We start from the raw sequence: 25,293 nt of genomic DNA, 5'->3' as shown, positions 1-25,293 counted from the left end.
GCTGCAAGCATACAGGCGGCTAATCAGCCCATACGGTAGTTCGGCGACTCTTTAGTGATGGTGACATCGTGTACGTGGCTTTCTTTCATGCCCGCACCGGTGATGCGCACAAACTCGGCCTTGGTGCGCAGATCTTCGATGGTGGCGCTACCGGTCAAGCCCATGCAAGAGCGCAGACCGCCCATTTGCTGGTGCACGATCTCTTTGAGTTTGCCTTTGTAAGCGATACGGCCTTCGATACCTTCTGGTACCAGCTTGTCGGCAGCGTTGTCGCTTTGGAAGTAACGGTCAGACGAGCCTTTTGACATCGCACCCAATGAACCCATACCGCGGTAGGATTTGAATGCGCGGCCTTGATACAGCTCGATTTCACCTGGAGATTCTTCGGTACCGGCCAGCATCGAGCCAACCATCACGCAAGAAGCGCCTGCCGCAATGGCTTTAGCGATATCACCAGAGAAACGAATACCACCATCGGCAATCACAGGAATGCCCAGCGGTGCCAGCGCGGCAGCAGCATCAGATACTGCGGTAATTTGCGGTACGCCCACGCCAGTTACGATACGAGTGGTACAGATAGAGCCTGGGCCGATGCCCACTTTCACGGCGCTGCAACCGGCTTCGGCCAGTGCCAATGCACCGGCTGCGGTAGCGACGTTACCGCCGATGATTTGCAGATCAGGATATTTAGCGCGGGTTTCACGGATACGTTGCAATACGCCTTCAGAGTGACCGTGCGAGGAGTCAATCAGCAGCACATCGATACCGGCTTCCACCAGCGCATCGATACGCTCTTCATTGCCCGCGCCCGCACCTACGGCTGCGCCTACACGCAGGCGGCCCAGTTCGTCTTTACAAGCATTCGGCTTACGCTCGGCTTTTTGGAAGTCTTTTACTGTGATCATGCCTTTGAGGCGGAAGCTGCGATCCACCACCAGCACTTTTTCCACGCGACGCTCGTGCATCAGCGCCAGTACGTCGGTACGTGGCGCGCCTTCCAGCACAGTCACCATACGTGGTTTTGGTGTCATCACCTTGGTTACAGGCTGATCCAAGTCAGTCACAAAGCGCACATCACGCCCAGTGATGATCCCCACCAGCTCCAGCTCATCGGTCACGACTGGGTAACCGGCAAAGCCGTTCTTCTCGGTCAGCGCCAGCACTTCGCGAATAGTGGTGGTCGGCTTCACGGTCACCGGATCGCTCACCACCCCACTTTCATATTTTTTCACTTTGCGGACTTCTTCAGCCTGACGCTCGATAGGCATATTCTTGTGAATAAAGCCCAGACCGCCTTCCTGTGCCAGCGCAATAGCCAGATCCGCTTCGGTCACGGTATCCATAGCAGCAGACAGCATCGGAATGTTCAGGCGAATGGTTTTAGTGAGCTGAGTGCTCAAGTTCGCAGTGTTTGGTAAGACAGTAGAATGGGCAGGAACGAGCAGAACGTCGTCAAAGGTCAAAGCTTCTTTTGCGATTCTTAACATTGCAATATCTCACCAGGGAAAGTGGAAGTTCAAAGTTCGATAAAATATTGCCGTCGCATTATACATGACGTAAACGATTAGCCAAACGTTTTTTCGCTTTGCTGCTTGCGTTTTTGTCTAGGTAACGTACTATCGATTGATCACCATCATTCTTCAGCCGGTAATCTGCGCGGAGCTGTTTTGCAAGAAAACCGTCCTATCTTCACTGTCTCTCGCCTCAATCAGGCGGTACGTTTACTCCTCGAAAGCCAACTGACACAAATCTGGATCAGCGGGGAAATCTCCAACCTTTCGATGCCCGTTTCTGGCCATTGGTACTTCACGCTCAAAGACCTGCAAGCACAAGTCCGCTGCGCCATGTTCCGTACCAGCAATCGCAAAGTGACCTTTCGGCCGCAAAACGGTCAGCAAGTGTTGGTTCGGGCGAATGTCACCCTGTATGAGCCACGTGGCGATTATCAGCTGGTCGTGGAAGGCATGCAGGCCGATGGGGCCGGTGATTTACAGCAGCAGTTTGAGCAGTTGAAGATGCAGCTGGCGGCTGAAGGATTATTTGCCCAAAGCGCTAAAAAGCCGCTGCCCGAGCATCCCAAGCAAGTAGGGATCATCACCTCCGCCAGTGGTGCCGCCTTACAAGATATGTTGCAAATCTTGCAGCGCCGCGATCCGATGCTGCCAGTAGTGATTTATCCGGTGATGGTGCAAGGTAACGAGGCGCCGGCACAAATTATCCGAGCGCTTACGCTAGCGAATGCCCGACGGGAGAGTGATGTGCTGATTGTTGGGCGCGGCGGTGGTGCACTGGAAGATTTGCTGGCGTTTAACAACGAAGCGGTTGCACGGGCAATTTTTGCCAGCCAACTACCGGTGATCAGCGCCGTCGGCCATGAAACCGATGTTACGATTGCCGATTTTGTTGCCGACCTGCGCGCGCCAACGCCGTCCGCCGCCGCTGAATTGGTCAGTCGCGACCAGCAAGCGCTGCTCACGCGCCTAAGCCAGAGCCAGCATCGCTTACAACAAGCTGCGATACGCCAGCTACAGCGCCAGCAGCAGCATCTGGAGCGCTTACAGCACCGTTTACTACGCCAACACCCACAAGCGCGTCTACAGCGCCAGCAGATGCAGCTGGATGATTTACAGCATCGCCTACAGCAGGCCACAGAGCGACTGTTGCAACGTCAGCAGCAGCGTACCGATAGCCTGTTACATCGGCTGCATACCCAAACGCCGCGCCAGCGTATCGATCGCAGCCAGCAACAGCTCGATCAGCTCACGGCTCGCCTGTCACAGCAAACGCAACACCTGCTGCGCCAGCGTGGGCAGGCCTTGGGCCTACTCGGTGCGCGTCTGCAGGCCGTCAGCCCACTGGCGACGCTGGCTCGTGGCTATGCAGTGGTGCAAGACGAACAGCGCCAGCTCATCACCTCGGTGCAGCAAGTGCAGGCCGGAGATAGCCTGCAAATTCGTCTTAGCGACGGCGTGGTGCACAGCCGCGTCGAGCGTACCCGCGAGTAATCTGCGGTATACGCTTATTCAGCGGCTTGAAAATAAAACTGCAATGTCTGCCGTGAGCGTGGCACATTGCAGTGATTACAAAAATAACTCTCAGCGCCACACGCCGCTAAACGCTGCAGCGGTTGTCCGCACTCAGGGCAATCAGCCAACCGGATAAAACTCTCGCCGCATTCTGGGCAGTGATAATGCCCTTTGCTCCACACTAACTCGCCCGCACAGTGTGGACAGCTGTTTTCACCGCCATTTGGCATATCGCTTTGCGTATCACTCATCGCTGACTCCTGATATTTCCATTTCGATTACGGTACTTTCTGTACGGGTGCTGTGCTGGTAAAGCGGCACTCGATGCCAGTGCGCCTTTGCCGCATCGTGAGTTCAGTATACCCAAAATGCAACACGGGAGCCCAAAGGCTCCCGTGATAGTGCAACAAGCAAGATCCAACTTTCGCTAGACGAAAATCAGTTCTTCGCTTTTTTGATGAATTTCAGCAGACGCTTACGCTTGTGCATCTGGCTCACACTCAGCAAGTTACGCTTCTGACCAAACGGGTTCGACGTCTCTTGGAATTGAATGCGGATCGGCGTCCCCATGATCTTCAAGGAACGACGATAGTAGTTCATCAGGTAACGCTTGTAAGACTCCGGCAAGTCTTTGAGCTGGTTACCGTGGATCACGATGATCGGTGGGTTGTGACCACCGGTGTGCGCATATTTGAGCTTAATACGACGACCATTCACCATTGGTGGCTGGTGATCTTGGGTCGCCATCTGCATGATCCGGGTCAGCATCGCCGTGCTCACACGCTTGGTCGCCGACGAATACGCTTCTTGGATCGACTCAAACAGGTTACCCACGCCACTGCCGTGCAGGGCCGAGATGAAGTGAATACGGGCAAAGTCCACGAAGTCCAGACGACGATCCAGCTCTTCTTTGACGCGATCTTTCACCGATTGATCCAGACCATCCCACTTGTTCACCACCACGACCAGCGAACGACCGGCATTCAGCACGAAACCGAGCAATGACAAATCCTGATCGGAAATGCCCATGCGCGCATCCAGCACCAGCAGAACGACGTTAGCATCTTCGATTGCTTGCAGGGTTTTAATAACGGAGAACTTCTCCACCGTCTCGGTCACTTTACCGCGACGACGCACCCCAGCGGTATCGATCACCACGTAGTCTTGGCCATCACGCTCCATCGGGATATAGATACTGTCACGGGTAGTACCCGGCATATCGTAAACCACAACGCGATCTTCCCCCAGAATACGGTTGGTCAGCGTGGATTTACCCACGTTTGGACGACCGACCAAAGCAATCTTGATTGGACGATCATCCGGAGCCTGTTCCGCTTCGTCTTCCAGCTCTTCAGAATCGATCAGATCGCCGTTTTCATCAAACTGCAGATCTTCTGGCTCATTCCAGCCATCATCGCCTTCATCGGCCAGCTCGTCGTGCTCTTCTTCTTCCATCTCAGACACCAGCGGAGCCAGTGCCTGATCGATCAGTGCCGACACACCACGGCCATGCGCCGCAGCAATTTGATAAATCTCACCCAAACCCAGAGCGTAAAAATCGGCGCAATGCGCATCAGCATCGATACCGTCGACTTTGTTCGCGACCACCAGGGTTGGTTTTTCACGCATCCGCAGATGCTGGGCAATCGCCTGATCGGCGGTGGTCATGCCTGCACGGGCATCGACTAAAAACAGCACCACATCGGCTTCTTCAATCGCCATCAGCGATTGCTCTGCCATTTTGGTTTCCACACCGTCTTCGGTACCGTCAATACCACCGGTATCAATCACGATGAACTCATGGCCGGATAGAACCGCACGTCCATATTTGCGATCTCGGGTCAGGCCGGGAAAATCAGCAACCAACGCATCCCGCGTGCGGGTAAGACGATTGAACAGCGTGGATTTACCCACATTCGGACGTCCTACTAGAGCGACGACAGGAACCATAAAAACCTCTTATTTCTTATAGAGAAAACGGCTCCTGATCCCAAGATCAGGAGCCGTACCTCACCAATTACTACGCTTGCACTTATTTTTTCAGTGCAATCACATCACCGTTACGGGCCTGCACCAACAAGGTGTCATCGGCCACAACTGGCTCGGCATACAAACCGCTGCTGTCGACTTTGCTCTGGGCGACAAAACGGCCATCACCCAGATCCATCCAGTGCAGGTAGCCTTCGGCATCACCAACCACCAGATAACCTTCATACACCACAGGCGCAGTCACACCACGGTACTGCAGAGCATTTTGGCTCCACAGCTCAGTGCCACCGCGAATATCCACCGCCACAATGCGACCGGTGCTGTCGACCAGATACAGGGTGTTGCCATCAATGACAAAGTCATTCACGGAGCCAAAGGAGCGACGCCACAGTGGTTGACCGGAGCGCAGATCCAGCGCAGACAGCTCGCCGTTATACGCCAGTGCATATACCACATTATTCACCACAATCGGCGTGGCATCCACATCGGACAGGCGATCAATCTCAGTCGCCCCGCCCGGCTTGGCAATACGTTGCTGCCAAATCAGCTGACCTTGATCCATCATGATGGCGGTCACGCGACCACTGTCGCCGCCCACCAGCACGGCACCGTACGCTGTCACTGGGCTAGACTCGCCACGAATCGACAGAGTTGGGGTATCTAGGTTAGCCGTCCAACGGATCTGGCCATCATCGGCATTCAGGGCCTGTAGCATACCATTTGTGGTATGCACCAGCACTATATTGTCTTCTACCGCAGGACGTGACAGCACTTCGCCGCCAACACGCGCCGTCCACTTCACGCTGCCATCGTCAGCATTCAGGGCATACAGCTCGGCCTTTTCGCTGGCCACATACACTGTGCCATCAGCAGCAGTCACGCCACCGGCTAACATCGGTGAAGTGCTGCTAGAGAAGAAGCCGGATTTTTCCGCCACGCTGGTTTTCCACAGCACGTTGCCTTTTTCGGCATCCAGTGCGGCGACTTCGCCGTTGCGGGACGCAGCGTAAACCTTGCCATCCATATAAGCTGGACGCAGACGGGAGAAGAAATCACCGACGCCGTTGCCAACGGAGGTATCCCACAATTTTTCTACTTTAAACTGGTTTTCCACTACCGGCAGTGGTGACATTTTCACCACATCTTCTTCGCCGCTAAACAAAGAGCAGCCGCTCAGTAATGTTGCTGCCAGCAAGCTGGTTGCCAGCAGATGATGGCGCTTTGCCATGCCAACCTCTCTTTAATCGTATGGCCACACTAAGATGCAGCGCGCCCCACTTACGTGATGCGCGCTGAGAGCCGTCTTAGTTGGATAAGTCGTTCAGCTTCATCTGCAACATGCCTTGCAGCGTCGGGTTTGCACCGTCGGTCATGGCCTGGGTGTAGGCCGCTTTCGCGCCAGCCAGATCATGTTTGCTCAGCAGGATATCGCCACGCAGTGCCAGAGCTTGTGGTTTCCAAGCCGCAGAGGTGATTTTATCCAAAGTCGCCAGTGCGTTATCCGACTGCCCCAGCTGCTGCTGAACGCGCGCCAGACGCAGAGTGATAACTGGAGTCAGCGTGGCATCTTGAGTATTGGCCAGCGCCCACTCCAGCTGCTTGGCTGCCGCGGCGTAATTACCTTGTTCAATCTGCGCTTTGCTCAGCTCGAGCGCGGTAAACACACCATAGGAGGTATCTGGATGGGCATCAATAAACGCCTGAGCCTGCTTATCCACCGCCTGAGCTTGTGTGCTGTCGGCTGCTTTGCTGCCGTCAGCCACAGTGTTCAGACCGGTCAATACTTGCTCGTATTGTGTCGACATTGCGGTGTAGTTATTGTGCTGATGAGACTGCCAGTAACGCCAGCCATACAATCCACCTAACCCCAGTACCGCACCGATAATGACGGCGCGGCCGTTGTCCTTCCACCATTGACGAAACGCGTCAAGTTGCTGCTCTTCTGTGGTATAGATGTCCACCGATTCCATCCTCATTAATTAAAACAGTGTCGCCAATCGTGCCACCGCTGCATCCTGACTCAGGGTTTCCTGATCTGAGGTATGCAGGTTTTTCAGTACTACCTGACCGGTCGCGATTTCACTCTCGCCCAGCACCAGCGCATACTGTGCGCCCACTTTATCTGCGCGTTTGAATTGCTTTTTAAAGTTACCGCCACCGCAGTGAGTCATGATGTTCAGCTCTGGCAGCAAATCACGCAGATTTTCGGCCAGACACATTGCCGCAGTCAGTGTACCTTCTCCGGCGGAAACCACATAAATATCAACCGGATTTTTAATTTCAATGCTCTGGTTAACGGTTTGCACCAGCAGAACCAGACGCTCCAAGCCCATGGCAAAACCCACCGATGTGGTCGCGTGACCACCCAGCTGCTCAACCAGACCATCGTAGCGGCCACCGCCACACACGGTGCCTTGAGAGCCCAAGCTTTCAGTGACCCACTCGAACACGGTACGGTTGTAGTAATCCAGACCACGCACCAGACGGTTATTCAGGGTGTAAGCAATACCGGCAGCATCCAGCAGCGCACACAGACCGTTGAAGTGATCGCGCGACTCGTCATCCAGATAATCGGCCAGCTTCGGCGCATCGTTCAGCAGCGCTTGGATATCGGCATTTTTGGTATCCAGCACGCGCAGTGGGTTGGTGTACATGCGGCGCTTGCAATCTTCGTCCAGCACATCGATATGCTGCTCTAAGAACGCAATCAGCGCGGTACGGTAGTTAGCACGTGCTTCCAGAGAGCCGATCGAGTTCAGCTCCAGACGTACGTGATCGGCAATCCCCAGCTCGCGCCACAGACGGGCGGTCATCATAATCAGTTCAGCATCGATATCCGGGCCTTGCAGACCGAACACTTCAACCCCAACCTGATGGAACTGGCGATAACGACCTTTTTGCGGACGCTCGTGACGGAACATCGGGCCGATGTACCACAGGCGCTGTTCCTGATTGTACAGCAGGCCATGCTCGATACCGGCGCGAACACAGCTTGCTGTGCCTTCAGGTCGCAGGGTCAGGCTGTCGCCGTTGCGATCTTCAAAGGTGTACATCTCTTTTTCTACCACGTCGGTCACTTCACCGATCGCACGACAGAACAGCGGAGTCATCTCCACCAGAGGCATACGGATTTCACTGTACCCATAGCTCGCGACAACGCGCTTGATGGTACCTTCGATTTTTTGCCAGACCGGGGTTTCATTTGGCAGACAGTCATTCATCCCGCGGATGGCTTGGATTTGTTTGGCCACGTCACTTCTCTTTTGTAATTTGTCTGTATTCTTCGCAGAATCCGAAACTGCTCCGGCAGTCGCATCGGTGCCGACTGCCGGAGGATCCTTGCGGATTATAAATAGTTTGTTAGCGCCGATTCAATCAAGGCCGCCGCTACAGTTGTTACAGGCTGTCGGCGTTCAGATCACTCATCAATCTGATTGATGCCGATCCGGTTGCGCTCATCCATCATCGCCGCTTTGGCGCGGATTTTGGCTTCCAGCTCGTCGACCAGATTATCGTTGTCAAAACGGGTCTTTTGACGCACGCCATCCTCGTAAAAACCGCTCTTGTTGCTGCCACCGGTAACGCCCAAATCGGACACCAGCGCTTCACCAGGGCCGTTGACCACGCAACCAATAATGGATACATCCATTGGCGTGATCAGGTCTTCCAAGCGTTGCTCCAGCGCATTCACGGTGCTGATCACATCAAACTCTTGGCGTGAGCACGTCGGGCAAGCGATGAAGTTGATGCCACGCGAGCGAATACGCAGCGCTTTGAGGATATCAAAGCCCACTTTGATCTCTTCAACCGGATCGGCGGCCAGAGAAACGCGCAGCGTGTCACCGATACCTTCGGCCAGCAACATGCCCAGACCGATCGCCGATTTGACCGAGCCGCTACGTGCGCCGCCGGCTTCGGTGATCCCCAGATGCAAAGGCTGTTCAATCTGTTGTGCCAGCAGACGATACGCTTGCACCGCCAAGAATACATCCGAAGCTTTAACACTGACTTTGAAATCAGGGAAGTTCAGACGGTCGAGGATTTCGACATGGCGCAGCGCAGATTCCACCAACGCTTGCGGCGTCGGCTCACCGTATTTTTCTTGGATATCCTTCTCCAGCGAGCCGGCGTTCACGCCGATCCGAATCGGGATATTGTTATCGCGCGCGCAATCCACAACGGCACGAATACGATCTTCACGGCCAATATTGCCCGGATTGATGCGCAAACAGTCAACCCCGTACTCAGCCACTTTCAGCGCGATGCGGTAATCGAAGTGGATATCGGCCACCAGCGGTACCGTCACCTGCTGCTTGATCAGTTTAAAGGCTTCCGCCGCATCCATGGTCGGTACCGAAACCCGTACGATATCCGCCCCGACGCGCTCCAGCGCGCGGATCTGTGCCACCGTCGCATCCACATCGGTGGTACGGGTGTTGGTCATCGACTGCACGGAGATCGGCGCATTACCACCAACCGGTACATTACCCACGAAAATCTGGCGTGATTTACGCCGTTGAATTGGCGATTCCTTATGCATAACTTACTATCACTCTGTCAGGGGCAGCGTAAAGCGGGCCACCCGGCCGCTGGCGGCGTAGCGGCTCAGGTCAACCGGTTTCCCTTCGAAACTCAGGTTAACGGCGCCCGGCGCCCCAATGGTCAGACGGTAAGGCGGCGTACCGGACAAGCTCAGTTTCGCCCCTTGTTTTTGCAACCCGCTCGTCAGTTTCTGGCCAGTTGCATCTTTAATTTCTAACCAGCAATCACCGGTAAACTCCAGATTCAACGCACCCGCGGTTGCCACTTCGGCCGCCGCTTCCTCGGCTGGCGTTGTCACTGGGGCAACCGGATTACCATCGGCATTGAGCGCCACTGGCTGCCCGTTGATCTCAGCAACGGCTGGCTGCGCCGCATTGGCGGCCAGCGGTGCGGTGGAGCCTTGCGCTGTAGCTGGCGTCGCCGCGCTAGCTACGCCAGCGGTAGCCGCCAGTGGTGCGCCATTGGCATCGGTCGCTGGCGCGGTCGCCGTACCACTTACGTTATTGGCGTTGGTGGTGGCATCTTCCGGCACCGGCACTGCCGGCGTTTCGCTAATGGTTTGTGATTGTTCAGCTGGCGGCAGGGTGCTGGTCATTTTCTCCAGCTCGGCTTGCTGCGCCTGATGGTTTTGCCACCACCACAGCCCGGTCAAACTGATGACCACAAACAGCAACACCCAAGTGAACAGCATCAGCCGATTATCATGGCTGCGGCGCTCTTTTTTACTGGAGAAGCTTTGCATGTTGAGTTGTGGTGCAGGTTCTGCCGGCAGCACAGCGTTGATGGCCGCGACCATCTCCTGCTCCGGCAGGTTCACCAGTCGGGCATAGGAGCGGACATAACCACGGATAAAGGTCGGTGCCAGCTCAGAGGTCAGGGTATCCTCCTCTAACGCCCGCACGACAGAATTTTTTAAACACAAACGTTCGGCAACCTGAGCCTGTGAGTAGCCAAGTTGTTCACGTGCCTGACGCAGACGCTGTCCCGGCGTCATCGGACTTTCTGTATGTTGGGCTTCAGTATTCATTGGCTAAAAACTGCTGATAGCGTTGAGATTGAGGATATTCGCGCGCCAGTTGCTGACCGTATTGGTTCAGCGCACTGTACTGATTATTGATTTTCGCCAGACGGATATGCATCCACAGGCTGTCAGCACTGGGTGGTAACACGCGATCATAAGTGGCAAGCATAAACTGCGCCTGCGCACGATTACCTGATTTTAGTTCATTGTCAGCCAGTAACATGAGACGAGATCCCTTTGCCGGTTCATGTTTAAGCGCCCGGATCAGGTAGCCTTCAGCCTCTTGGGTTTTACCGGCTCGCATGGCACACAGCCCCATATTTTCGAGGCTATCTGCTGTCCGATAATAGTCCGGAATCGTTAATGCGGCCTTGAATTGTGTCTCAGCCTGCGCATATTTGCCTTGTGAGCACAAAAATGCACCGTAGTTATTCAGAATGTCACCGTTTTTCGGTGCTAAGCGCATGGCTTTGGTGTAATCGGTTTCGGCCTTGCTAAATTCGCCGACCCGCTGGTGATAATACGCCATTGCCATGTGAACGCGATAATCATCGGGCGCAAAGGCCTGCGCCCGTTCAAGATTTTGGCGTGCCAGTACCATTTCGCCCTGTTGCAGATAGCCCAGCCCCAGATTGATGCGTGCTTGCGCGGCATCTTCGAAGTTAATGGCTGCCCGCTCGGGAACACTACTGACACATCCCGACAGCAACACAGAAATGAACGCTGCTTGTAATACTGGTTTTAGCCTCATGCTTTCCTATCGCTACCCTGCTGTTATAACAAACAGAAATAAATCTCTGACAATCAGACCGTTTTAACGCTGATAGGTTCCCCGAGAGCCTGTTTCTTCAACACGCGCTTAGTCCGGTCGACCACTTCACCGGCCAACTGACCACAGGCGGCATCGATGTCGTCACCACGGGTTTTACGCACAATCACGGTAATGCCGTATTCCATCAATGTTTTGGAGAAACGGTCAATCCGGCTGTTCGAGCTGCGGCCATACGGCGCGCCCGGGAACGGGTTCCATGGGATCAGGTTAACTTTGCACGGGGTATCTTTCAGGCACTCGGCCAACTGATGCGCGTGCTCGATGCCATCGTTGATGTGATCCAGCATCACATACTCTACCGTGACGCGGCCCTGATTGGCATTGGATTTCTCCAGATAACGACGCACAGAAGCCAAGAATGACTCGATATTGTACTTGCGGTTAATCGGTACAATTTCGTCACGGATGGCATCGGTCGGCGCGTGCAAAGAGATCGCCAGTGCCACATCAATCATGTCGCCCAGCTTATCCAGTGCCGGAACCACCCCAGATGTAGACAGGGTAACACGGCGTTTCGACAGGCCAAATCCGAAATCATCTAACATGATCTCCATCGCAGGAATCACGTTACTGACGTTCAGTAATGGCTCGCCCATCCCCATCATCACGACGTTGGTGATAGGACGCTGACCGCTGTTCGTCGCCACCGGACCGATGGTTTTCGCGGCGCGCCATACCTGACCGATAATTTCGGAAACTCGCAGGTTACGGTTAAAACCTTGCTGCGCGGTGGAGCAGAACGTACATTCCAGCGCACAACCGACCTGAGAAGAAACGCACAAGGTCGCGCGGTCATCTTCTGGGATATACACGGTTTCTACGCGCTGATCGCCCACCGCCAGTGCCCATTTAATCGTACCGTCACTGGAGCGCTGCTCTGCAACAATCTCCGGCGCCCGGATTTCGGCGACTTCCTTGAGTTTACCGCGCAACACCTTGTTGATATTGGTCATGGCGTCGAAATCATCGCAGCCAAAGTGGTAAATCCATTTCATGACCTGATCGGCGCGGAAAGGCTTTTCGCCCAAATCGGCAAAAAACGCGCGCATCGCTTCACGGTTCAGATCAAGAAGGTTAATTTTGGTGTTGGACATGCTTGCCTCGTTATTACACGTTATGGCGTGAAAGGAAATAAGTCGCCCCTTAATACACTGGCGCAATATGCAAACTGTGCAGACAAGGGCGCGGCATTGTACAAACTTTAAGATAGGCTTTCCACTCACAGACGGCAAAGAGCAGAAACAATCTGGAAACAGAAAAGGGAGCCGTAGCTCCCTTAGGAAATAGGTTCACCTAGGCGGCGCACATTAGCGCACAGCAAAGGCGATTAGGCGCGTGGAAAAACTTCCGCTGGCGCGAAGAAATAGGCAATCTCACGCTCAGCAGATGCTGGGGCGTCAGAGCCATGCACGGCGTTACGGCTCATGCTTTCGGCATAGTTCGCGCGCAGTGTTCCGGCTTGCGCCTGAGCGGGATTGGTTGAGCCCATGATCTCACGGTGACGGCGGATAGCGTCTTCCCCTTCCAGCACTTGCACCATGATAGGGCCTGAAGTCATAAAGGAGACCAAATCATCATAAAATGGTTTGCCCTGATGCTCCGCGTAAAAACCGGCCGCTTGCTCAGAGCTCAGATGCAGCATTTTGGCCGCCACAATGCGTAAACCGGCCGCTTCAAAGCGGGAATAGATGGCACCAATCAGATTTTTGGCAACCGCATCCGGTTTGATAATCGAGAATGTACGTTCGAGAGCCATGATATGTCCTATCGTTGTTATTTTAGGGCTGTTTTACGTTTTGTTAGCGACATGCGCCGCCAGTGTTGGGTTCCGTCCTACGGGGTAAGCCATGCGCATATTGCCCCCGTTAAACACGCACATTATATAAACATTTCGTTAACCAAAACAACATAACAAAATGCCTGCGAGCGGTGTTATTGATGTGATTACGCCCCCTATGAGGGGTCAGGTCACACGTTTACTTAACCGTATCGGCTGAAGCGAACGTTCCGTCGGCCATAATCCGTGACGCCCACGTTTCACACCACGATTATCGGTCTGTTCATCGCAAAGATGAACAGACCGGAGATTCACGTCTTCGTTGTAGGCGTCGCGAATAGGTAAGTTACGAAAACTATCAGGTGCGCGTTAACAACAAGCGTGCGATGGTCGCCACCCCTTGACCTGTGGCACCCGCAGCCCACAGGCTATTGCTGCTATCAGCAAAGCTGGCGGCCAAATCGATATGCAACCATCCCTTGCCGTTTTCTGGAGCAAAGCGCGACAAAAAGCCGGCCGCGTTGGACGCACCACCAGCGCCGCCCCCTTTCACCGCCCGACTGTTGGCGGTATCGGCATAGGCGGACGGGCACATCTCTTGATGCCAAAGCTCCAATGGCAATGGCCACACCGGCTCACTGACCTCAGCCGCCACAGCTTGCGCCTGTTGCAGCAAGTCATGATCCAGCGCGAACAGGGCATTGTAGTTATCCCCCAGCGCGGTCACCGCAGCGCCGGTTAAGGTCGCCGCATCAATGATCAGTGGCGCGCCAGTCGCCGTAGCATCAATCAAGCCATCAGCCAGCACCAGACGCCCTTCAGCATCGGTATTGACCACCTCGACGCTCACCCCATTGCGATAATGCAAAATATCACCCAGCTTATAAGCATTACCGGCAATCAGGTTTTCCGCACAGCACAAGAACAACTTAACGTGACGGTTAAGACCTTGCATCAACGCCAAGCCTAAAGCGGCGGTAACAGTCGCTGCGCCGCCCATGTCGCATTTCATGTGCAGCATGCCTTCGCTGGACTTGATGCTGTAGCCGCCGGAGTCAAAGGTGATACCCTTCCCCACTAGACAAGCGGCGACCGGACCTGCGCCCGCATTAACATCGATCTCCAAAAATACCGGCGTATTGCTGCTGCCACGCCCGACACTGTGCACGCCAACATAACCTTGAGCGAGCAGATCGCCATCATCTATCCAGCGGGTATTGATAAACTGCTCGGTACAGCTGCGAATAAAGGTTTCCGCTCTCTGTGCCAGAACTGACGGCGTCATATCTTGCGGCGCCGCATTGGTCACCTCACGCAGCCAACTGACCGCTTTCATGCGCTGCTGCAAACGGGTTTGCACCGTCTGATCGCCTTGATGCCAAGTGATCTGTTGGCCGCCTTTGGCTGTGGTAAAACCATTAGCAAAGGCCCACTGCGCCGCTTCGCTCCATTGCTCACCGCACAGCTCAACGGCATTGATACCCATTGACTGTAACGCACGCGCGGCTTTTTGAATTCGGCGCAGCGAGTACTGCGGATCCACATGCAACCAGACCTGATTGTCATGCAAAGATACTGGCGCCTGCGCCGACCAAGGCGCTTCAGGCGTCTTGGTGGTTAAATAGACTGCGATCGTCATGATCACCTCCAAGGTGTTCGATTATCTGAATGTTTGCACCGAAGCGCACAACAGCCCCGCCTCATCGAGTACCGCGCAAGCGCGCGGACTCGGATGACTGCTGTGAACCGTTAATGCGTGCACCATTACGCGTGCGCAGCGTCTGCCGCACGCTTGAGCAGCAAGTTCGCCAGAGAGCGAACACCAATGCCGGTCGCCCCGACGGACCACAGATCGCTGGCGCCTTTGCGGTAAGTGGCCGCGCAGTCGATGTGCAGCCAGTTACGACGATAATCACGCACAAAGTAAGACAGGAACGCGGCAGCCGTGCTGGCGCCCGCGGTATATGGCGAGGTCGCGATATTGCACAGGTCGGCAAAGTTAGATGGCAACTGCTGGCGGTGCAGTTCGGCCAACGGCAAACGCCAGAACGCTTCTTGCTCTTCTTGCGCCGCTGTCAGCATCTGCGCGCTCAGCGCTTCATCGAAGCTGAACAGTGCGTGGTAATCGTTGCCCAGCGCAGTTTTCGCTGCGCCCGTCAGCGTCGCGCAGTCGATAATCAAACCGGCATTTTGCTGATCGGCATCCAGCAGACCATCGGCCAATACCAGACGGCCTTCGGCATCAGTATTGAGGATCTCAACAGTTTTGCCGTTACGGTAACGAATGATATCGCCCAGCTTATAGGCATTACCGCTGACCATGTTCTCGGCGCAGCACAGATACAGTTTCACCCGCTGGTTCAAACCACGGGCAATCGCCAGCCCCAGCGCACCGGTGACCAAGGCCGCACCGCCCATGTCAGATTTCATGGAGTCCATGGTGCCGCTCGGCTTGATGCTGTAACCACCGGAGTCAAAGGTGATGCCTTTACCCACCAGACACGCCAACACTGGGGCATCAGCCTGACCGCTAGGGTTGAAATCCAGCTGTAACATCGCAGGCACGCGATCGGAGCCGCGGCCCACGGTATAAATGCCGTTGTATTGCTGCTCACGCAGCTCAGAGCCGGTGATCACTTTAAAGCTCACCTTATCGCCCGCCAGCTCTTTGATAAATGCCGCAGCGCGTACCGACAATTGTTGCGGGCCTAACTCTTCAGCCGACAAGTTAATGGTATCGCGCACCCAGTCACCGCAGCGAATACGAGCATTCAGCTCACGTTGCTGCTCATCGGGCAAGGTTGGCAGCTCGGCGAAACGCTCACCTTTACTGGCGCGAAAACCTTGATGGAATGCCCAACAGGTTTCCAGATCCCAGCCATCACCAGCCAGACGCACGCGGCGGATCCCTTGGCCATCTAATTTACGCGCCGCTTTTTGTACACACTCGGTGCTATTGCCTTGCAGGTGAATGCACACACCTAAATCGCTCATGCTCAGTAGCGCTTTATCCCCCCAGCGGCTATCGGCCGGCTCGGTTGATAGAAAAACGGACATCAGTTCAGACATAAACCACTCCTTGTGATCTCTTGTTCGTGTGAGTGTTTTTAAAAGGATAACCGCACATTGTTAACATATCTTAGGCGCAATGCGGCAGTTTTTTGCGGGTGATTTTGCAACGGGGGATGTAAAGGGACGTGACAGGCGATCAGAATAAAAAAACGGCCGCCGAAATACGGCAGCCGTTCAGTGATTACAGCGCCGGAACCCTTAGGCCCCGGTCTTAATCTGCTTCATCCATCCAACACAGGATGATCGCTTCGAGAATTTTTTCGTTCGAACGATCCGGTTGATCGTCAAACTCATCCAACTCACAGATCCAGCGATGCAGATCGGTAAAGCGAACTGTTTTCGGATCGGTATCCGGAAACTGCTCCAGCAGCGCCAGAGCAATGTCACGACTGTCTTGCCAGCGTAAGCTCATCTTCTCCATCCTCCCTGTATCCGGCAGTCTTCGACTACCGGACGGTATTAATGATGTTCGCGTGCGTGGTTGACGGTGTAGCGTGGGATCTCCACCACCAAATCTTCATCGCTGACACGCGCCTGACAGCTCAGACGACTTTCCGGCTCCAGCCCCCAGGCTTTATCCAGCATGTCATCTTCCAGCTCATCACTCTCATTGAGCGAGTCAAAACCTTCGCGCACGATGCAGTGACACGTGGTGCAAGCACAGGACTTTTCACACGCGTGCTCAATTTCGATGCCGTTACGCAGCGCCGCATCCAATATGGTTTCGCCTTCGGCAGCGTCGACCACCATGCCATCCGGACACAGGCTCTGATGCGGTAAAAAGACAATTTTAGGCATAATTACATCTCATCCACAGAGTGGCCGGTCAGTGCCCGGCGGATTGATTCATCCATACGACGTGCCGCAAACTCTTGGGTTGCAGCATCCACGGCTTTGATGGCCGCTTCAATATCGGCAGCGCGATCGCCTTGACGAGCGGTGCGCAGGGCGCCCAGCGCCTGCTCGATCGTGGCTAGCTCAGCGGCGCTCAACAGCGCGGCGTCTTTTTCCAACGCCACGCTCAAGCTCTCAGCTACCCGATCAGCTTCCACTTGCTGCTCTGCCAGCATACGCGCTTGCATATCCTGCTCGGCGTTGGCCATTGAGTCGCGCAGCATGCCGACAATTTCATCGTCGGTCAGGCCGTAAGACGGTTTAACCTGAATCGAGGATTGCACACCGGTGGACTTCTCCATCGCGGTCACGCTCAGCAAACCATCAGCATCCACCTGATAGGTCACGCGAATGTGCGCGCCACCGGCAGGCATGGCTGGAATGCCACGCAGGGTAAAGCGCGCCAGCGAGCGGCAATCATCCACCAGCTCACGCTCGCCTTGCACCACGTGCACCATCATGGCGCTTTGCCCATCTTTGAAGGTGGTAAATTCTTGCGCGCGTGCCACCGGAATCGTGGTGTTACGCGGAATAATTTTCTCGACCAATCCGCCCATGGTTTCGATCCCCAGCGACAGCGGGATCACATCCAGCAGCAGCATTTCGGCATCAGGCTTATTACCGGCCAAAATATCGGCCTGAATACCGGCGCCAATCGCTACCACTTTGTCAGGGTCAATCGAGGTCAGTGGCTGACGATGAAAGAACTCGCCCACCATCTCGCGGACCAGCGGGGTACGGGTCGAGCCGCCCACCATCACCACTTCCAGCACCTCTTCGGCGCTGATACCGGCATCTTTCAATGCGCGGCGACAAGCCAGTAAGGTTTTCTTCACCAGCGGACGGATCAAGCTAGCAAACTGCTCTCGGCTCACTTGGCCCTGCCAGTGAGCAATCTGCACGCTGACGCTCTCAGCATCGCTCAAAGCAATTTTGGCGCGGATAGCTTCGTCCAGCAGTTGACGTTGCAACTGCGAGTCCGGCGCGCAGATCCCCGCTTGTTCGGCCAACCAGTCAGCCAGCAGATGGTCAAAGTCGTCACCACCAAGCGCAGAGTCACCGCCGGTCGCCAACACTTCAAACACGCCGCGTGACAAACGCAACACCGAAATATCGAAGGTACCGCCGCCTAAGTCATAAACCGCGATCACCCCTTCTTGGCCGGAGTCCAGGCCATAGGCAATCGCCGCGGCAGTCGGTTCGTTGAGTAGACGCAAGACATGCAGACCAGCTAAACGGGCGGCATCTTTGGTGCCTTGGCGCTGCGCATCATCAAAGTAAGCCGGCACAGTGATCACCACGCCACTTAACGGGCCACCCAGTGTGGCTTCGGCGCGCGCGCTCAGCGCTTTTAAGATCTCAGCCGATACCTGCACCGGATTGACCTCGCCCTGTACAGTGCGGATCTGTGGCAGGCCATTGGCTGAAGCCTCAAACAGGTAAGGTAAGCTTGGATAACGCGCTTGGATATCGGCCAGCGAACGCCCCATCAGGCGTTTTACCGAAATGATGGTGTTAGCCGGATCGCGCGCAGCATTGGCACGTGCATCCCAACCCACGGACAGGCCTTGTTCGCCCGCACCGTAGTGAACCACCGAAGGCAGCAAATGACGCCCTTCGGCATCTGGCAGCGTTTGTGCTTGCCCGCTGCGTACCGAGGCCACCAGTGAGTTGGTGGTCCCCAAATCAATTCCCGCCGCCAGACGATGCTGATGCGGAGCAGCCATCTGGCCGGGTTCAGCAATTTGTAATAACGCCATTGTCTTTTCCGTTATTACCCCAGCAAGTTGTCTTCCAGTCGCTCAACTTCCTGCCGGAGTTTGGCTAGAAACTTCAGTTTGCGTACCGTGTCAGCCGCGACATACCACTGCTGTTGTGCCAGTGCATCGCTCAGTTGCTGCATACGTTGGGCATGCATTTGTGCCACGCGCTGTTCAAAGGCTGACAGCGCGTCTTCGGCCGCATCCCCTTGCTCGGCAATCTCTTCCAGCTCTTCACGCAGCATCATTTGCTGCATCAAGAACTCGGTGTCGTGCATGGTGTGCTGCTCGCCAGCCAGATCCAGCCCTTGCTGCGCCAGCAAATATTCGGCGCGTCGCAACGGGTCTTTCAGCGTTTGATAGCCGTCATTGATACGTGCGGCTTGCTGGACTGCCAGCAGACGATCACGCTCGGACGCCGTGGCAAAATTATCCGGATGACACTGTTTTTGCAGTTCACGGTACCGGACGGTTAAAAGGCTGCCGTCAACCTGAAAGTCAACGGGCAGCCCGAATAAGTCAAAATAGTTCATCGGTCACAACCTGATGTCAGTGACCGGTCAGACGTTGAAACTTTCGCCGCAACCGCACTCACCGGTAACATTCGGATTGTTGAACTTGAAGCCTTCGTTCAGGCCTTCACGGACGAAGTCCAGTTCAGTTCCGTCCAGAAATTGCAGGCTCTTGGTATCGACAATCACCTTGACGCCGTTGTTGTCAAACACTACGTCATCGTCGTTCAGTACATCAACAAACTCCAGTACATAAGCCATACCGGAACAACCGGAGGTTTTTACCCCCAGACGCAGTCCGATACCTTTGCCGCGGTTTTGTAAAAACGTGCGGACACGGCTTTCTGCACTTTCAGTCATGGTGATTGCCATTTGCTCTACAACCTCTTTGTATCGTTCTTCGTATTATTCTGCGGCGTCGTGCTTGCTCTTATAATCGGCAATTGCGGCTTTAATCGCATCTTCCGCTAGGATCGAGCAGTGAATCTTCACCGGTGGCAGCGCCAGTTCTTCGGCGATATCGGTGTTTTTGATGGCCGCTGCTTCATCCAGAGACTTACCTTTCACCCATTCGGTGACCAGTGAGCTGGATGCAATGGCAGAGCCACAACCGTAAGTTTTAAAGCGAGCATCTTCGATGATGCCAGCGTCGTTAACCTTGATCTGCAGCTTCATCACGTCGCCACAGGCAGGCGCCCCGACCATACCGCTACCGACGTTAGCGTCATTCTTATCAAACGCACCAACGTTACGCGGGTTTTCATAGTGGTCGATAACTTTATCACTGTATGCCATAGCCTAACTCCTCATAAACCGAAATTAATGATGCGCCCACTCAACGGTATTCAGATCGATACCTTCTTTGTACATGTCCCACAGCGGAGATAACTCACGCAGGCGGGTTACCGCAGAGCGGCAGAGCTCAATGGCGTAATCGACCTCTTCTTCCGTGGTATAACGACCAATGGAGAAGCGGATAGAACTGTGTGCCAGCTCATCGTTCAGACCCAGCGCACGCAATACATAAGACGGCTCTAAACTGGCGGAAGTACAGGCAGAACCGGAGGACACCGCCAAGTCTTTCAGCGCCATGATCAGGGATTCCCCTTCCACGAAAGCAAAGCTGACGTTCAGGTTACCGGCCATACGCTGTTCCAGATCGCCGTTCACGTACACCGCTTCCATGTCTTTCAGACCATTCCACAAACGGTCACGCAGGGTGCGGATACGGGCCATCTCTTCGGCCATCTCTTCTTTAGCAATGCGGTACGCTTCGCCCATCCCCACAATTTGGTGGACCGGCAAAGTACCAGAACGCATGCCGCGCTCATGGCCACCACCGTGCATTTGCGCTTCCAGACGCACCCGTGGCTTACGGCGAACATACAGCGCGCCGATACCTTTCGGGCCGTACACTTTGTGGGCGGAGAAAGACATCAAATCCACTTTCAGCTCAGCCAGATCGATAGGCAGCTTGCCCACGCTCTGAGTGGCATCGACATGGAACAGGATGCCACGGCTACGGCACATTTCACCGATAGTGGCGATATCCTGAATCACACCGATTTCGTTGTTCACATGCATGATGGAAACCAAAATGGTATCCGGACGCATGGCCGCTTCCAGCTTAGCCAGATCCACCAGACCGTTGGATTCAGGATCCAAATACGTCACTTCGAAGCCTTCACGCTCCATCTGGCGGCAGGTATCCAGCACCGCTTTGTGCTCGGTGGTACAGGTAATGATGTGCTTACCCTTTTTACCGTAGAAGTTCGCCACCCCTTTGATAGCCAGGTTATCCGCTTCGGTTGCCCCGGAGGTAAACACGATTTCACGCGGATCAGCATTCACCAGCTCAGCAATCTGGTTACGGGCGATATCCACCGCCTCTTCCGCCTGCCAACCAAAACGGTGGGAGCGAGATGCTGGGTTACCAAAGGTGCCGTCCATGGTCATGAACTGCATCATTTTTTCCGCAACACGCGGATCCATCGGGCAGGTGGCCGAATAATCAAGATAAATAGGCAATTTCATTTCATTGCTCCGTCACATTACGTCAGAGGTCAGGATCCCAATCACACACCCAGATTGATGCTATGTGCATCACGGTGCGAGGCAGCGGCTACGGTTACCGGACGGTGTGCGTGTTCCTGACGATCAGCAACTTGCAACACTTCCTGATTGGCCATTAATTCGGCTAACGTAATGTTATTTAAAAATCCACTGATCCTATCGCTAAGATCACGCCATAACGCATGGGTCAGGCAGCGGGCACCGCCCTGACAGTCACCTTTCCCTAAACACTTGGTGGCATCTACCGATTCATCCACGGCGGAGATCACCATACCAACCGCAATTTGGTCAGACGGTTTACCCAGCAGATAACCACCACCCGGACCACGCACGCTGTTAACCAGCCCTTGTTTGCGCAGTCTGGCAAAAAGCTGCTCCAGATATGACAGCGATATCCCTTGTCGTTCAGAGATATCCGCCAGTGATACCGGTCCTTGCTCGGAATGCAGTGCCACGTCCAACATAGCGGTCACTGCGTAACGTCCTTTTGATGTCAGTCTCATGGCACTTCATCCTTTATATTCAGATGTTGGCAGTGTGCCATTTCCTACTATTTTGGTCAAGTATTATCCTGACTGTTTTAGTCGGATTTATGTGACTTATCACTGAGCGCTTTCTGGATCCCGCTCAGCATACCGCGCAGGATATTGAGCTCCGCCGCTTCAGGGCGCGCACGGGTATACATCCGGCGTAATTTGCTCATCACCAAACCAGGGTTGGCTTTGCGGATGAAGTGCACGTCTGTCAGCACTTGCTCCAGATGTTGATAGAAGCGGTTCAAATCTTCCATCAGCGGGTATTCGGTAACTTGACCCGAGTAATCAGGCGCTGCTGCACGCTGCTGCTCCAGCCAGTTCATGCGGATCTCATACGACAGCAGCTGTACCGCCATCGCCAGATTGAGCGAGCTGTACTCCGGATTGGCCGGAATGGTGACGTGGAAGTGGCACTGTTGCAGCTCTTCGTTAGTCAACCCGACACGTTCGCGGCCAAATACCAAGGCAACCGGATGCTGCGCACACTCAGTTGCAATACGCTGACCACATTCACGCGGCTCAATCAGTGGCCACTGCAGACTGCGCGAGCGAGCACTGGTACCGATCACCAGCGCACAGCCGGCAATCGCTTCATCCAGCGAGCTGACGATTTTGGCTTGGCCAATGACGTCACTGGCACCCGCAGCCAAGGCGATCGCCTGGGAATCGGGCTCAACTTTCGGGTTAACCAGATACAAGTTGGTTAAGCCCATGGTTTTCATTGCTCGCGCGGTAGAACCCATATTGCCGGTATGGGAGGTTTCTACCAAAACAATCCGCACATTTTCTAACATGAATCGCTCTGATCGGGTTACCGCCGCCGGCCGAAACCAGCGGTCTGAAAAGGGGCATTATATTAACATATTTAAAACTGCTTGCGCAGGGATTCGGCATACAGAAACTGTGCGGTTCGGCACGTTTGCTTTCCTCGTGCTACAGATCGTCGGTCACTTATTACAGGCTGTAGCGCTTAGCCGGCGCGGGATAGCGCCGCGAGTTTATAACAAGCACGCGGATCTTCGCTTTAGCGTGGAATGCCGGAGCAGCGCCAAAATGGCTGAATAGGCAATAGCCTTACCTTTTACATGGATTTATCATCTCGCCGGTTTTCGCCTATACCCTTTGCAGTTTGCCACGCGAGTAGCACGTCAAAGGGGCGCAGCTATACCAGCCAATAAACAGATCCACAAAACCGACTGGATAAAAAACAACCTTTCCCTTTTGCTTACGCCTTTGCTATACTCCGCCACCGTTTTCCCGTTCTTTAACAACATCCACCGGAAGAGACCTATGCATCCGATGCTGAACATTGCCGTGCGTGCTGCGCGCAAGGCTGGTAACGTTATTGCCAAAGCTTACGAACAACCAGAATCTGTTGAGGCAACCCAGAAGGGTGCGAATGACTTTGTCACCAACGTCGACAAAGCAGCTGAAAAAGTCATCATTGATACCATCAAGAAATCCTATCCAAAGCACACCATTTATGGTGAAGAGTGCGGCGAGCAACTTGGTGAAGATCAAGACGTTCAATGGGTTATCGATCCGCTGGATGGCACCACCAACTTCATCAAACGTATTCCTCATTTCTCTGTTTCCATTGCAGTGCGCATCAAAGGCCGTACTGAAGTGGCAGTGGTTTATGACCCAATCCGCAACGAACTGTTTACCGCCACTCGCGGTAGCGGCGCTCAGCTGAACGGCTACCGTCTGCGTGCGGGCGATGCCAAAGACTTAACTGGCACCGTACTGGCCACAGGCTTCCCATTCAAAGCTAAGCAACACACCAATGCCTACATGGATATCATGAAAGCGCTGTTCGCACAGTGCGCTGATATGCGTCGTACCGGCTCTGCGGCGCTGGATCTGGCTTACGTTGCTGCTGGCCGTGTAGACGGTTTCTTCGAAATCGGTCTGAAGCCATGGGACACCGCTGCCGGTGAGCTGATGGTACGTGAAGCCGGTGGTCTGGTTTGTGACTTCGTTGGTGGCCACAACCACCTGCTGACCGGTAACACCGTGGCCGGTAACCCACGTGTTGTTCGCGCGATGCTGTCTTGCATGCGTGACGAACTGAGCGAAGCGCTGAAGCGCTAATCGCCTGTACGGTTTTCCCGTACTTATCGTCTAACATACGCGAACATAACGACAAAAGGCCGCTCTCATGAGCGGCCTTTTTTGTTGCTGCCCATCGAATCGGCTACCCAGACATAAGCTACGCAGGACATGCAGCTATCCACTCGCATCCCCCACCGCTTTACAGCTGGAGCCACAGATTCAGGCATAAAAAAAGCCGCATCCAAGGATGCGGCCTTTTCAATACGAGGTGTTAACTCAGCGCATGCGCTCCATATCGGCACCTTCTTTTTCCACTACTGGCTGCAGCATGTGCTCGCGTTTGACGCCCAGTTTCAGGGCCAGCGCGGACGCTACGTAGATAGAAGAGTAAGTACCAATCAGGATCCCGATCAGCATTACGGTCGCAAAACCGTGGATCAGCGCACCACCGAACACGAACAGTGACAGAACCACCACCAGCGTAGTGGCGGAGGTCATCAACGTCCGGCTCAGGGTTTGCGTCAGGGAGAGGTTCAGGATATCGCGTGGCGTACCACGACGCACCTTACGGAAGTTCTCCCGGATCCGGTCAAATACCACGATGGTATCGTTCAGTGAGTAACCCACCACCGACAGCAGCGATGCCACGATAGTCAGGTCCAGCTCAATGTGGAACAGCGACAGCACGCCCAGAGTCAGCAACACGTCGTGTGCCAGTGACAATACCGCACCCGCTGCCAGACGCCACTCAAAGCGGATCCCAACGTAAATCAGGATGCTGAGCAGGGAAACCAAAATGGCCATACCACCGGCTTGTGCCAGCTCGCTACCCACGTTTGGACCCACGAACTCGATACGGTGTACCTGCGCCTGCGCATCTACCCCTTGCTGGATAGCAGTCAGTACGCGGCGACCCAGCTCTTCGCCTTTGATGTCATCTTTCGGTGGCATACGCACCATAACATCACGGGAAGTACCGAAGTTCTGCACAATGGCGTTGTCGAAACCGGCTTTTTGCAGTTCATCGCGCACTTGACCCAAATCGGCCGACTTGGAGAAAGTCACTTCAATCAGCGTACCGCCGGTGAAGTCCAAACCCCAGTTAAAGCCGTTTTTGACGATGATACCAATTGAGGCAATCATCAGGATCAAAGAGAACACGAACGCCGCCGGGCCAAGACGCATGAAATCAAGCACCTTCGGC

The 25,293-nt window shown here is 54.6% G+C and carries 25 protein-coding genes; 2 read left to right on the top strand and 23 right to left on the bottom strand.

Annotated elements, in window-relative coordinates; all coding sequences use genetic code 11:
• Positions 1-23 precede the first annotated feature (23 nt).
• Positions 24-1,487, bottom strand: a complete 1,464-nt coding sequence (guaB, locus tag L975_RS09520; protein WP_010862416.1) for an IMP dehydrogenase — start codon at positions 1,485-1,487, stop codon at positions 24-26.
• 180 nt (positions 1,488-1,667) lie between these two features.
• Between guaB and xseA the strand changes: the two genes are divergently transcribed.
• A complete protein-coding gene (gene xseA / locus L975_RS09515) occupies positions 1,668-3,005 on the top strand; it encodes an exodeoxyribonuclease VII large subunit (protein ID WP_047708339.1) in 1,338 nt (445 codons plus the stop codon).
• A gap of 14 nt (positions 3,006-3,019) precedes the next feature.
• Here the strand turns inward: xseA and L975_RS09510 are convergent, their stop codons facing one another.
• From L975_RS09510 to trmJ, 21 genes are all read right to left on the bottom strand, one after another.
• Entirely contained in the window at positions 3,020-3,277 is a 258-nt protein-coding gene (locus L975_RS09510; protein ID WP_010862418.1) for a zinc ribbon domain-containing protein, read from the bottom strand.
• A gap of 187 nt (positions 3,278-3,464) precedes the next feature.
• The gene (der, locus tag L975_RS09505; protein ID WP_010862419.1) at positions 3,465-4,976 is read right to left on the bottom strand and encodes a ribosome biogenesis GTPase Der; all 1,512 of its coding nucleotides are present in this window, start codon (positions 4,974-4,976) and stop codon (positions 3,465-3,467) included.
• 82 nt (positions 4,977-5,058) lie between these two features.
• On the bottom strand, positions 5,059-6,243 hold the full coding sequence (gene bamB, locus L975_RS09500) for an outer membrane protein assembly factor BamB (protein WP_010862420.1): 1,185 nt from the start codon (positions 6,241-6,243) through the stop codon (positions 5,059-5,061).
• 76 nt (positions 6,244-6,319) lie between these two features.
• The gene (locus L975_RS09495) at positions 6,320-6,976 is read right to left on the bottom strand and encodes a YfgM family protein (RefSeq protein WP_036769113.1); all 657 of its coding nucleotides are present in this window, start codon (positions 6,974-6,976) and stop codon (positions 6,320-6,322) included.
• A gap of 18 nt (positions 6,977-6,994) precedes the next feature.
• On the bottom strand, positions 6,995-8,266 hold the full coding sequence (gene hisS, locus L975_RS09490) for a histidine--tRNA ligase (RefSeq protein WP_010862422.1): 1,272 nt from the start codon (positions 8,264-8,266) through the stop codon (positions 6,995-6,997).
• A gap of 167 nt (positions 8,267-8,433) precedes the next feature.
• Positions 8,434-9,555 (bottom strand): flavodoxin-dependent (E)-4-hydroxy-3-methylbut-2-enyl-diphosphate synthase, encoded by a 1,122-nt coding sequence (gene ispG, locus L975_RS09485; RefSeq protein WP_010862423.1) that lies wholly within the window; start codon positions 9,553-9,555, stop codon positions 8,434-8,436.
• A gap of 9 nt (positions 9,556-9,564) precedes the next feature.
• On the bottom strand, positions 9,565-10,584 hold the full coding sequence (rodZ, locus tag L975_RS09480; RefSeq protein WP_039046711.1) for a cytoskeleton protein RodZ: 1,020 nt from the start codon (positions 10,582-10,584) through the stop codon (positions 9,565-9,567).
• Positions 10,574-11,329, bottom strand: a complete 756-nt coding sequence (gene pilW, locus L975_RS09475; protein WP_047708337.1) for a type IV pilus biogenesis/stability protein PilW — start codon at positions 11,327-11,329, stop codon at positions 10,574-10,576. Before pilW ends, rodZ begins: the two co-directional genes overlap by 11 nt.
• A 53-nt stretch (positions 11,330-11,382) precedes the next feature.
• Positions 11,383-12,504: a bifunctional tRNA (adenosine(37)-C2)-methyltransferase TrmG/ribosomal RNA large subunit methyltransferase RlmN gene (locus L975_RS09470; protein WP_010862427.1), complete on the bottom strand. Its 1,122-nt coding sequence runs from the start codon at positions 12,502-12,504 to the stop codon at positions 11,383-11,385.
• 233 nt (positions 12,505-12,737) lie between these two features.
• Positions 12,738-13,166: a nucleoside-diphosphate kinase gene (gene ndk, locus L975_RS09465; RefSeq protein WP_039046709.1), complete on the bottom strand. Its 429-nt coding sequence runs from the start codon at positions 13,164-13,166 to the stop codon at positions 12,738-12,740.
• A gap of 379 nt (positions 13,167-13,545) precedes the next feature.
• Positions 13,546-14,826 (bottom strand): aminopeptidase PepB, encoded by a 1,281-nt coding sequence (gene pepB, locus L975_RS09460; protein ID WP_047708335.1) that lies wholly within the window; start codon positions 14,824-14,826, stop codon positions 13,546-13,548.
• 125 nt (positions 14,827-14,951) lie between these two features.
• Positions 14,952-16,256 carry an aminopeptidase PepB gene (pepB, locus tag L975_RS09455; protein WP_230400800.1) on the bottom strand — a complete coding sequence of 435 codons (1,305 nt, stop codon included), beginning with the start codon at positions 16,254-16,256 and terminating at the stop codon, positions 14,952-14,954.
• 214 nt (positions 16,257-16,470) lie between these two features.
• A complete protein-coding gene (gene iscX / locus L975_RS09450; protein WP_047708334.1) occupies positions 16,471-16,671 on the bottom strand; it encodes a Fe-S cluster assembly protein IscX in 201 nt (66 codons plus the stop codon).
• Positions 16,672-16,718: 47 nt separating this feature from the next.
• Entirely contained in the window at positions 16,719-17,057 is a 339-nt protein-coding gene (gene fdx, locus L975_RS09445) for an ISC system 2Fe-2S type ferredoxin (RefSeq protein ID WP_039046707.1), read from the bottom strand.
• Positions 17,058-17,059: 2 nt separating this feature from the next.
• Positions 17,060-18,913, bottom strand: a complete 1,854-nt coding sequence (gene hscA, locus L975_RS09440) for a Fe-S protein assembly chaperone HscA (RefSeq protein WP_047708332.1) — start codon at positions 18,911-18,913, stop codon at positions 17,060-17,062.
• Between the two features lie 14 nt (positions 18,914-18,927).
• Positions 18,928-19,446, bottom strand: a complete 519-nt coding sequence (gene hscB, locus L975_RS09435) for a co-chaperone HscB (RefSeq protein WP_039046705.1) — start codon at positions 19,444-19,446, stop codon at positions 18,928-18,930.
• 27 nt (positions 19,447-19,473) lie between these two features.
• Positions 19,474-19,797 (bottom strand): iron-sulfur cluster assembly protein IscA, encoded by a 324-nt coding sequence (gene iscA / locus L975_RS09430; protein ID WP_010862435.1) that lies wholly within the window; start codon positions 19,795-19,797, stop codon positions 19,474-19,476.
• Positions 19,798-19,830: 33 nt separating this feature from the next.
• Positions 19,831-20,220: a Fe-S cluster assembly scaffold IscU gene (gene iscU / locus L975_RS09425; RefSeq protein WP_010862436.1), complete on the bottom strand. Its 390-nt coding sequence runs from the start codon at positions 20,218-20,220 to the stop codon at positions 19,831-19,833.
• A gap of 24 nt (positions 20,221-20,244) precedes the next feature.
• The gene (locus L975_RS09420) at positions 20,245-21,459 is read right to left on the bottom strand and encodes an IscS subfamily cysteine desulfurase (protein WP_010862437.1); all 1,215 of its coding nucleotides are present in this window, start codon (positions 21,457-21,459) and stop codon (positions 20,245-20,247) included.
• Between the two features lie 41 nt (positions 21,460-21,500).
• On the bottom strand, positions 21,501-22,001 hold the full coding sequence (gene iscR / locus L975_RS09415; RefSeq protein WP_010862438.1) for a Fe-S cluster assembly transcriptional regulator IscR: 501 nt from the start codon (positions 21,999-22,001) through the stop codon (positions 21,501-21,503).
• 77 nt (positions 22,002-22,078) lie between these two features.
• On the bottom strand, positions 22,079-22,828 hold the full coding sequence (gene trmJ / locus L975_RS09410) for a tRNA (cytosine(32)/uridine(32)-2'-O)-methyltransferase TrmJ (RefSeq protein WP_010862439.1): 750 nt from the start codon (positions 22,826-22,828) through the stop codon (positions 22,079-22,081).
• A gap of 496 nt (positions 22,829-23,324) precedes the next feature.
• Between trmJ and suhB the strand changes: the two genes are divergently transcribed.
• Positions 23,325-24,128: an inositol-1-monophosphatase gene (gene suhB, locus L975_RS09400; RefSeq protein WP_010862440.1), complete on the top strand. Its 804-nt coding sequence runs from the start codon at positions 23,325-23,327 to the stop codon at positions 24,126-24,128.
• Between the two features lie 237 nt (positions 24,129-24,365).
• Here suhB and secF read toward each other — a convergent pair whose 3' ends face one another.
• On the bottom strand, positions 24,366-25,274 hold the full coding sequence (gene secF / locus L975_RS09395) for a protein translocase subunit SecF (protein WP_052021520.1): 909 nt from the start codon (positions 25,272-25,274) through the stop codon (positions 24,366-24,368).
• Positions 25,275-25,293 lie beyond the last annotated feature (19 nt).

It is taken from the genome of Plesiomonas sp. ZOR0011 (assembly GCF_000800945.1).
Lineage (GTDB): Bacteria > Pseudomonadota > Gammaproteobacteria > Enterobacterales > CAMTGL01 > Plesiomonas > Plesiomonas shigelloides.
This window is presented reverse-complemented; position numbering and strand designations above follow the sequence as displayed.

Coding starts and splice junctions, on each gene's coding strand:
- iscU (WP_010862436.1), bottom strand. CDS start 20,220: ATGGCATACAGTGATAAAGTTATCGACCACTATGAAAACCCGCGTAAC.
- hscB (WP_039046705.1), bottom strand. CDS start 19,446: ATGAACTATTTTGACTTATTCGGGCTGCCCGTTGACTTTCAGGTTGAC.
- fdx (WP_039046707.1), bottom strand. CDS start 17,057: ATGCCTAAAATTGTCTTTTTACCGCATCAGAGCCTGTGTCCGGATGGC.
- secF (WP_052021520.1), bottom strand. CDS start 25,274: ATGCGTCTTGGCCCGGCGGCGTTCGTGTTCTCTTTGATCCTGATGATT.
- guaB (WP_010862416.1), bottom strand. CDS start 1,487: ATGTTAAGAATCGCAAAAGAAGCTTTGACCTTTGACGACGTTCTGCTC.
- iscA (WP_010862435.1), bottom strand. CDS start 19,797: ATGGCAATCACCATGACTGAAAGTGCAGAAAGCCGTGTCCGCACGTTT.
- L975_RS09470 (WP_010862427.1), bottom strand. CDS start 12,504: ATGTCCAACACCAAAATTAACCTTCTTGATCTGAACCGTGAAGCGATG.
- trmJ (WP_010862439.1), bottom strand. CDS start 22,828: ATGTTAGAAAATGTGCGGATTGTTTTGGTAGAAACCTCCCATACCGGC.
- pepB (WP_230400800.1), bottom strand. CDS start 16,256: ATGTCTGAACTGATGTCCGTTTTTCTATCAACCGAGCCGGCCGATAGC.
- pepB (WP_047708335.1), bottom strand. CDS start 14,826: ATGACGATCGCAGTCTATTTAACCACCAAGACGCCTGAAGCGCCTTGG.
- der (WP_010862419.1), bottom strand. CDS start 4,976: ATGGTTCCTGTCGTCGCTCTAGTAGGACGTCCGAATGTGGGTAAATCC.
- ispG (WP_010862423.1), bottom strand. CDS start 9,555: ATGCATAAGGAATCGCCAATTCAACGGCGTAAATCACGCCAGATTTTC.
- iscX (WP_047708334.1), bottom strand. CDS start 16,671: ATGAGCTTACGCTGGCAAGACAGTCGTGACATTGCTCTGGCGCTGCTG.
- L975_RS09510 (WP_010862418.1), bottom strand. CDS start 3,277: ATGAGTGATACGCAAAGCGATATGCCAAATGGCGGTGAAAACAGCTGT.
- rodZ (WP_039046711.1), bottom strand. CDS start 10,584: ATGAATACTGAAGCCCAACATACAGAAAGTCCGATGACGCCGGGACAG.
- L975_RS09420 (WP_010862437.1), bottom strand. CDS start 21,459: ATGAAATTGCCTATTTATCTTGATTATTCGGCCACCTGCCCGATGGAT.
- suhB (WP_010862440.1), top strand. CDS start 23,325: ATGCATCCGATGCTGAACATTGCCGTGCGTGCTGCGCGCAAGGCTGGT.
- iscR (WP_010862438.1), bottom strand. CDS start 22,001: ATGAGACTGACATCAAAAGGACGTTACGCAGTGACCGCTATGTTGGAC.
- pilW (WP_047708337.1), bottom strand. CDS start 11,329: ATGAGGCTAAAACCAGTATTACAAGCAGCGTTCATTTCTGTGTTGCTG.
- bamB (WP_010862420.1), bottom strand. CDS start 6,243: ATGGCAAAGCGCCATCATCTGCTGGCAACCAGCTTGCTGGCAGCAACA.
- ndk (WP_039046709.1), bottom strand. CDS start 13,166: ATGGCTCTCGAACGTACATTCTCGATTATCAAACCGGATGCGGTTGCC.
- hscA (WP_047708332.1), bottom strand. CDS start 18,913: ATGGCGTTATTACAAATTGCTGAACCCGGCCAGATGGCTGCTCCGCAT.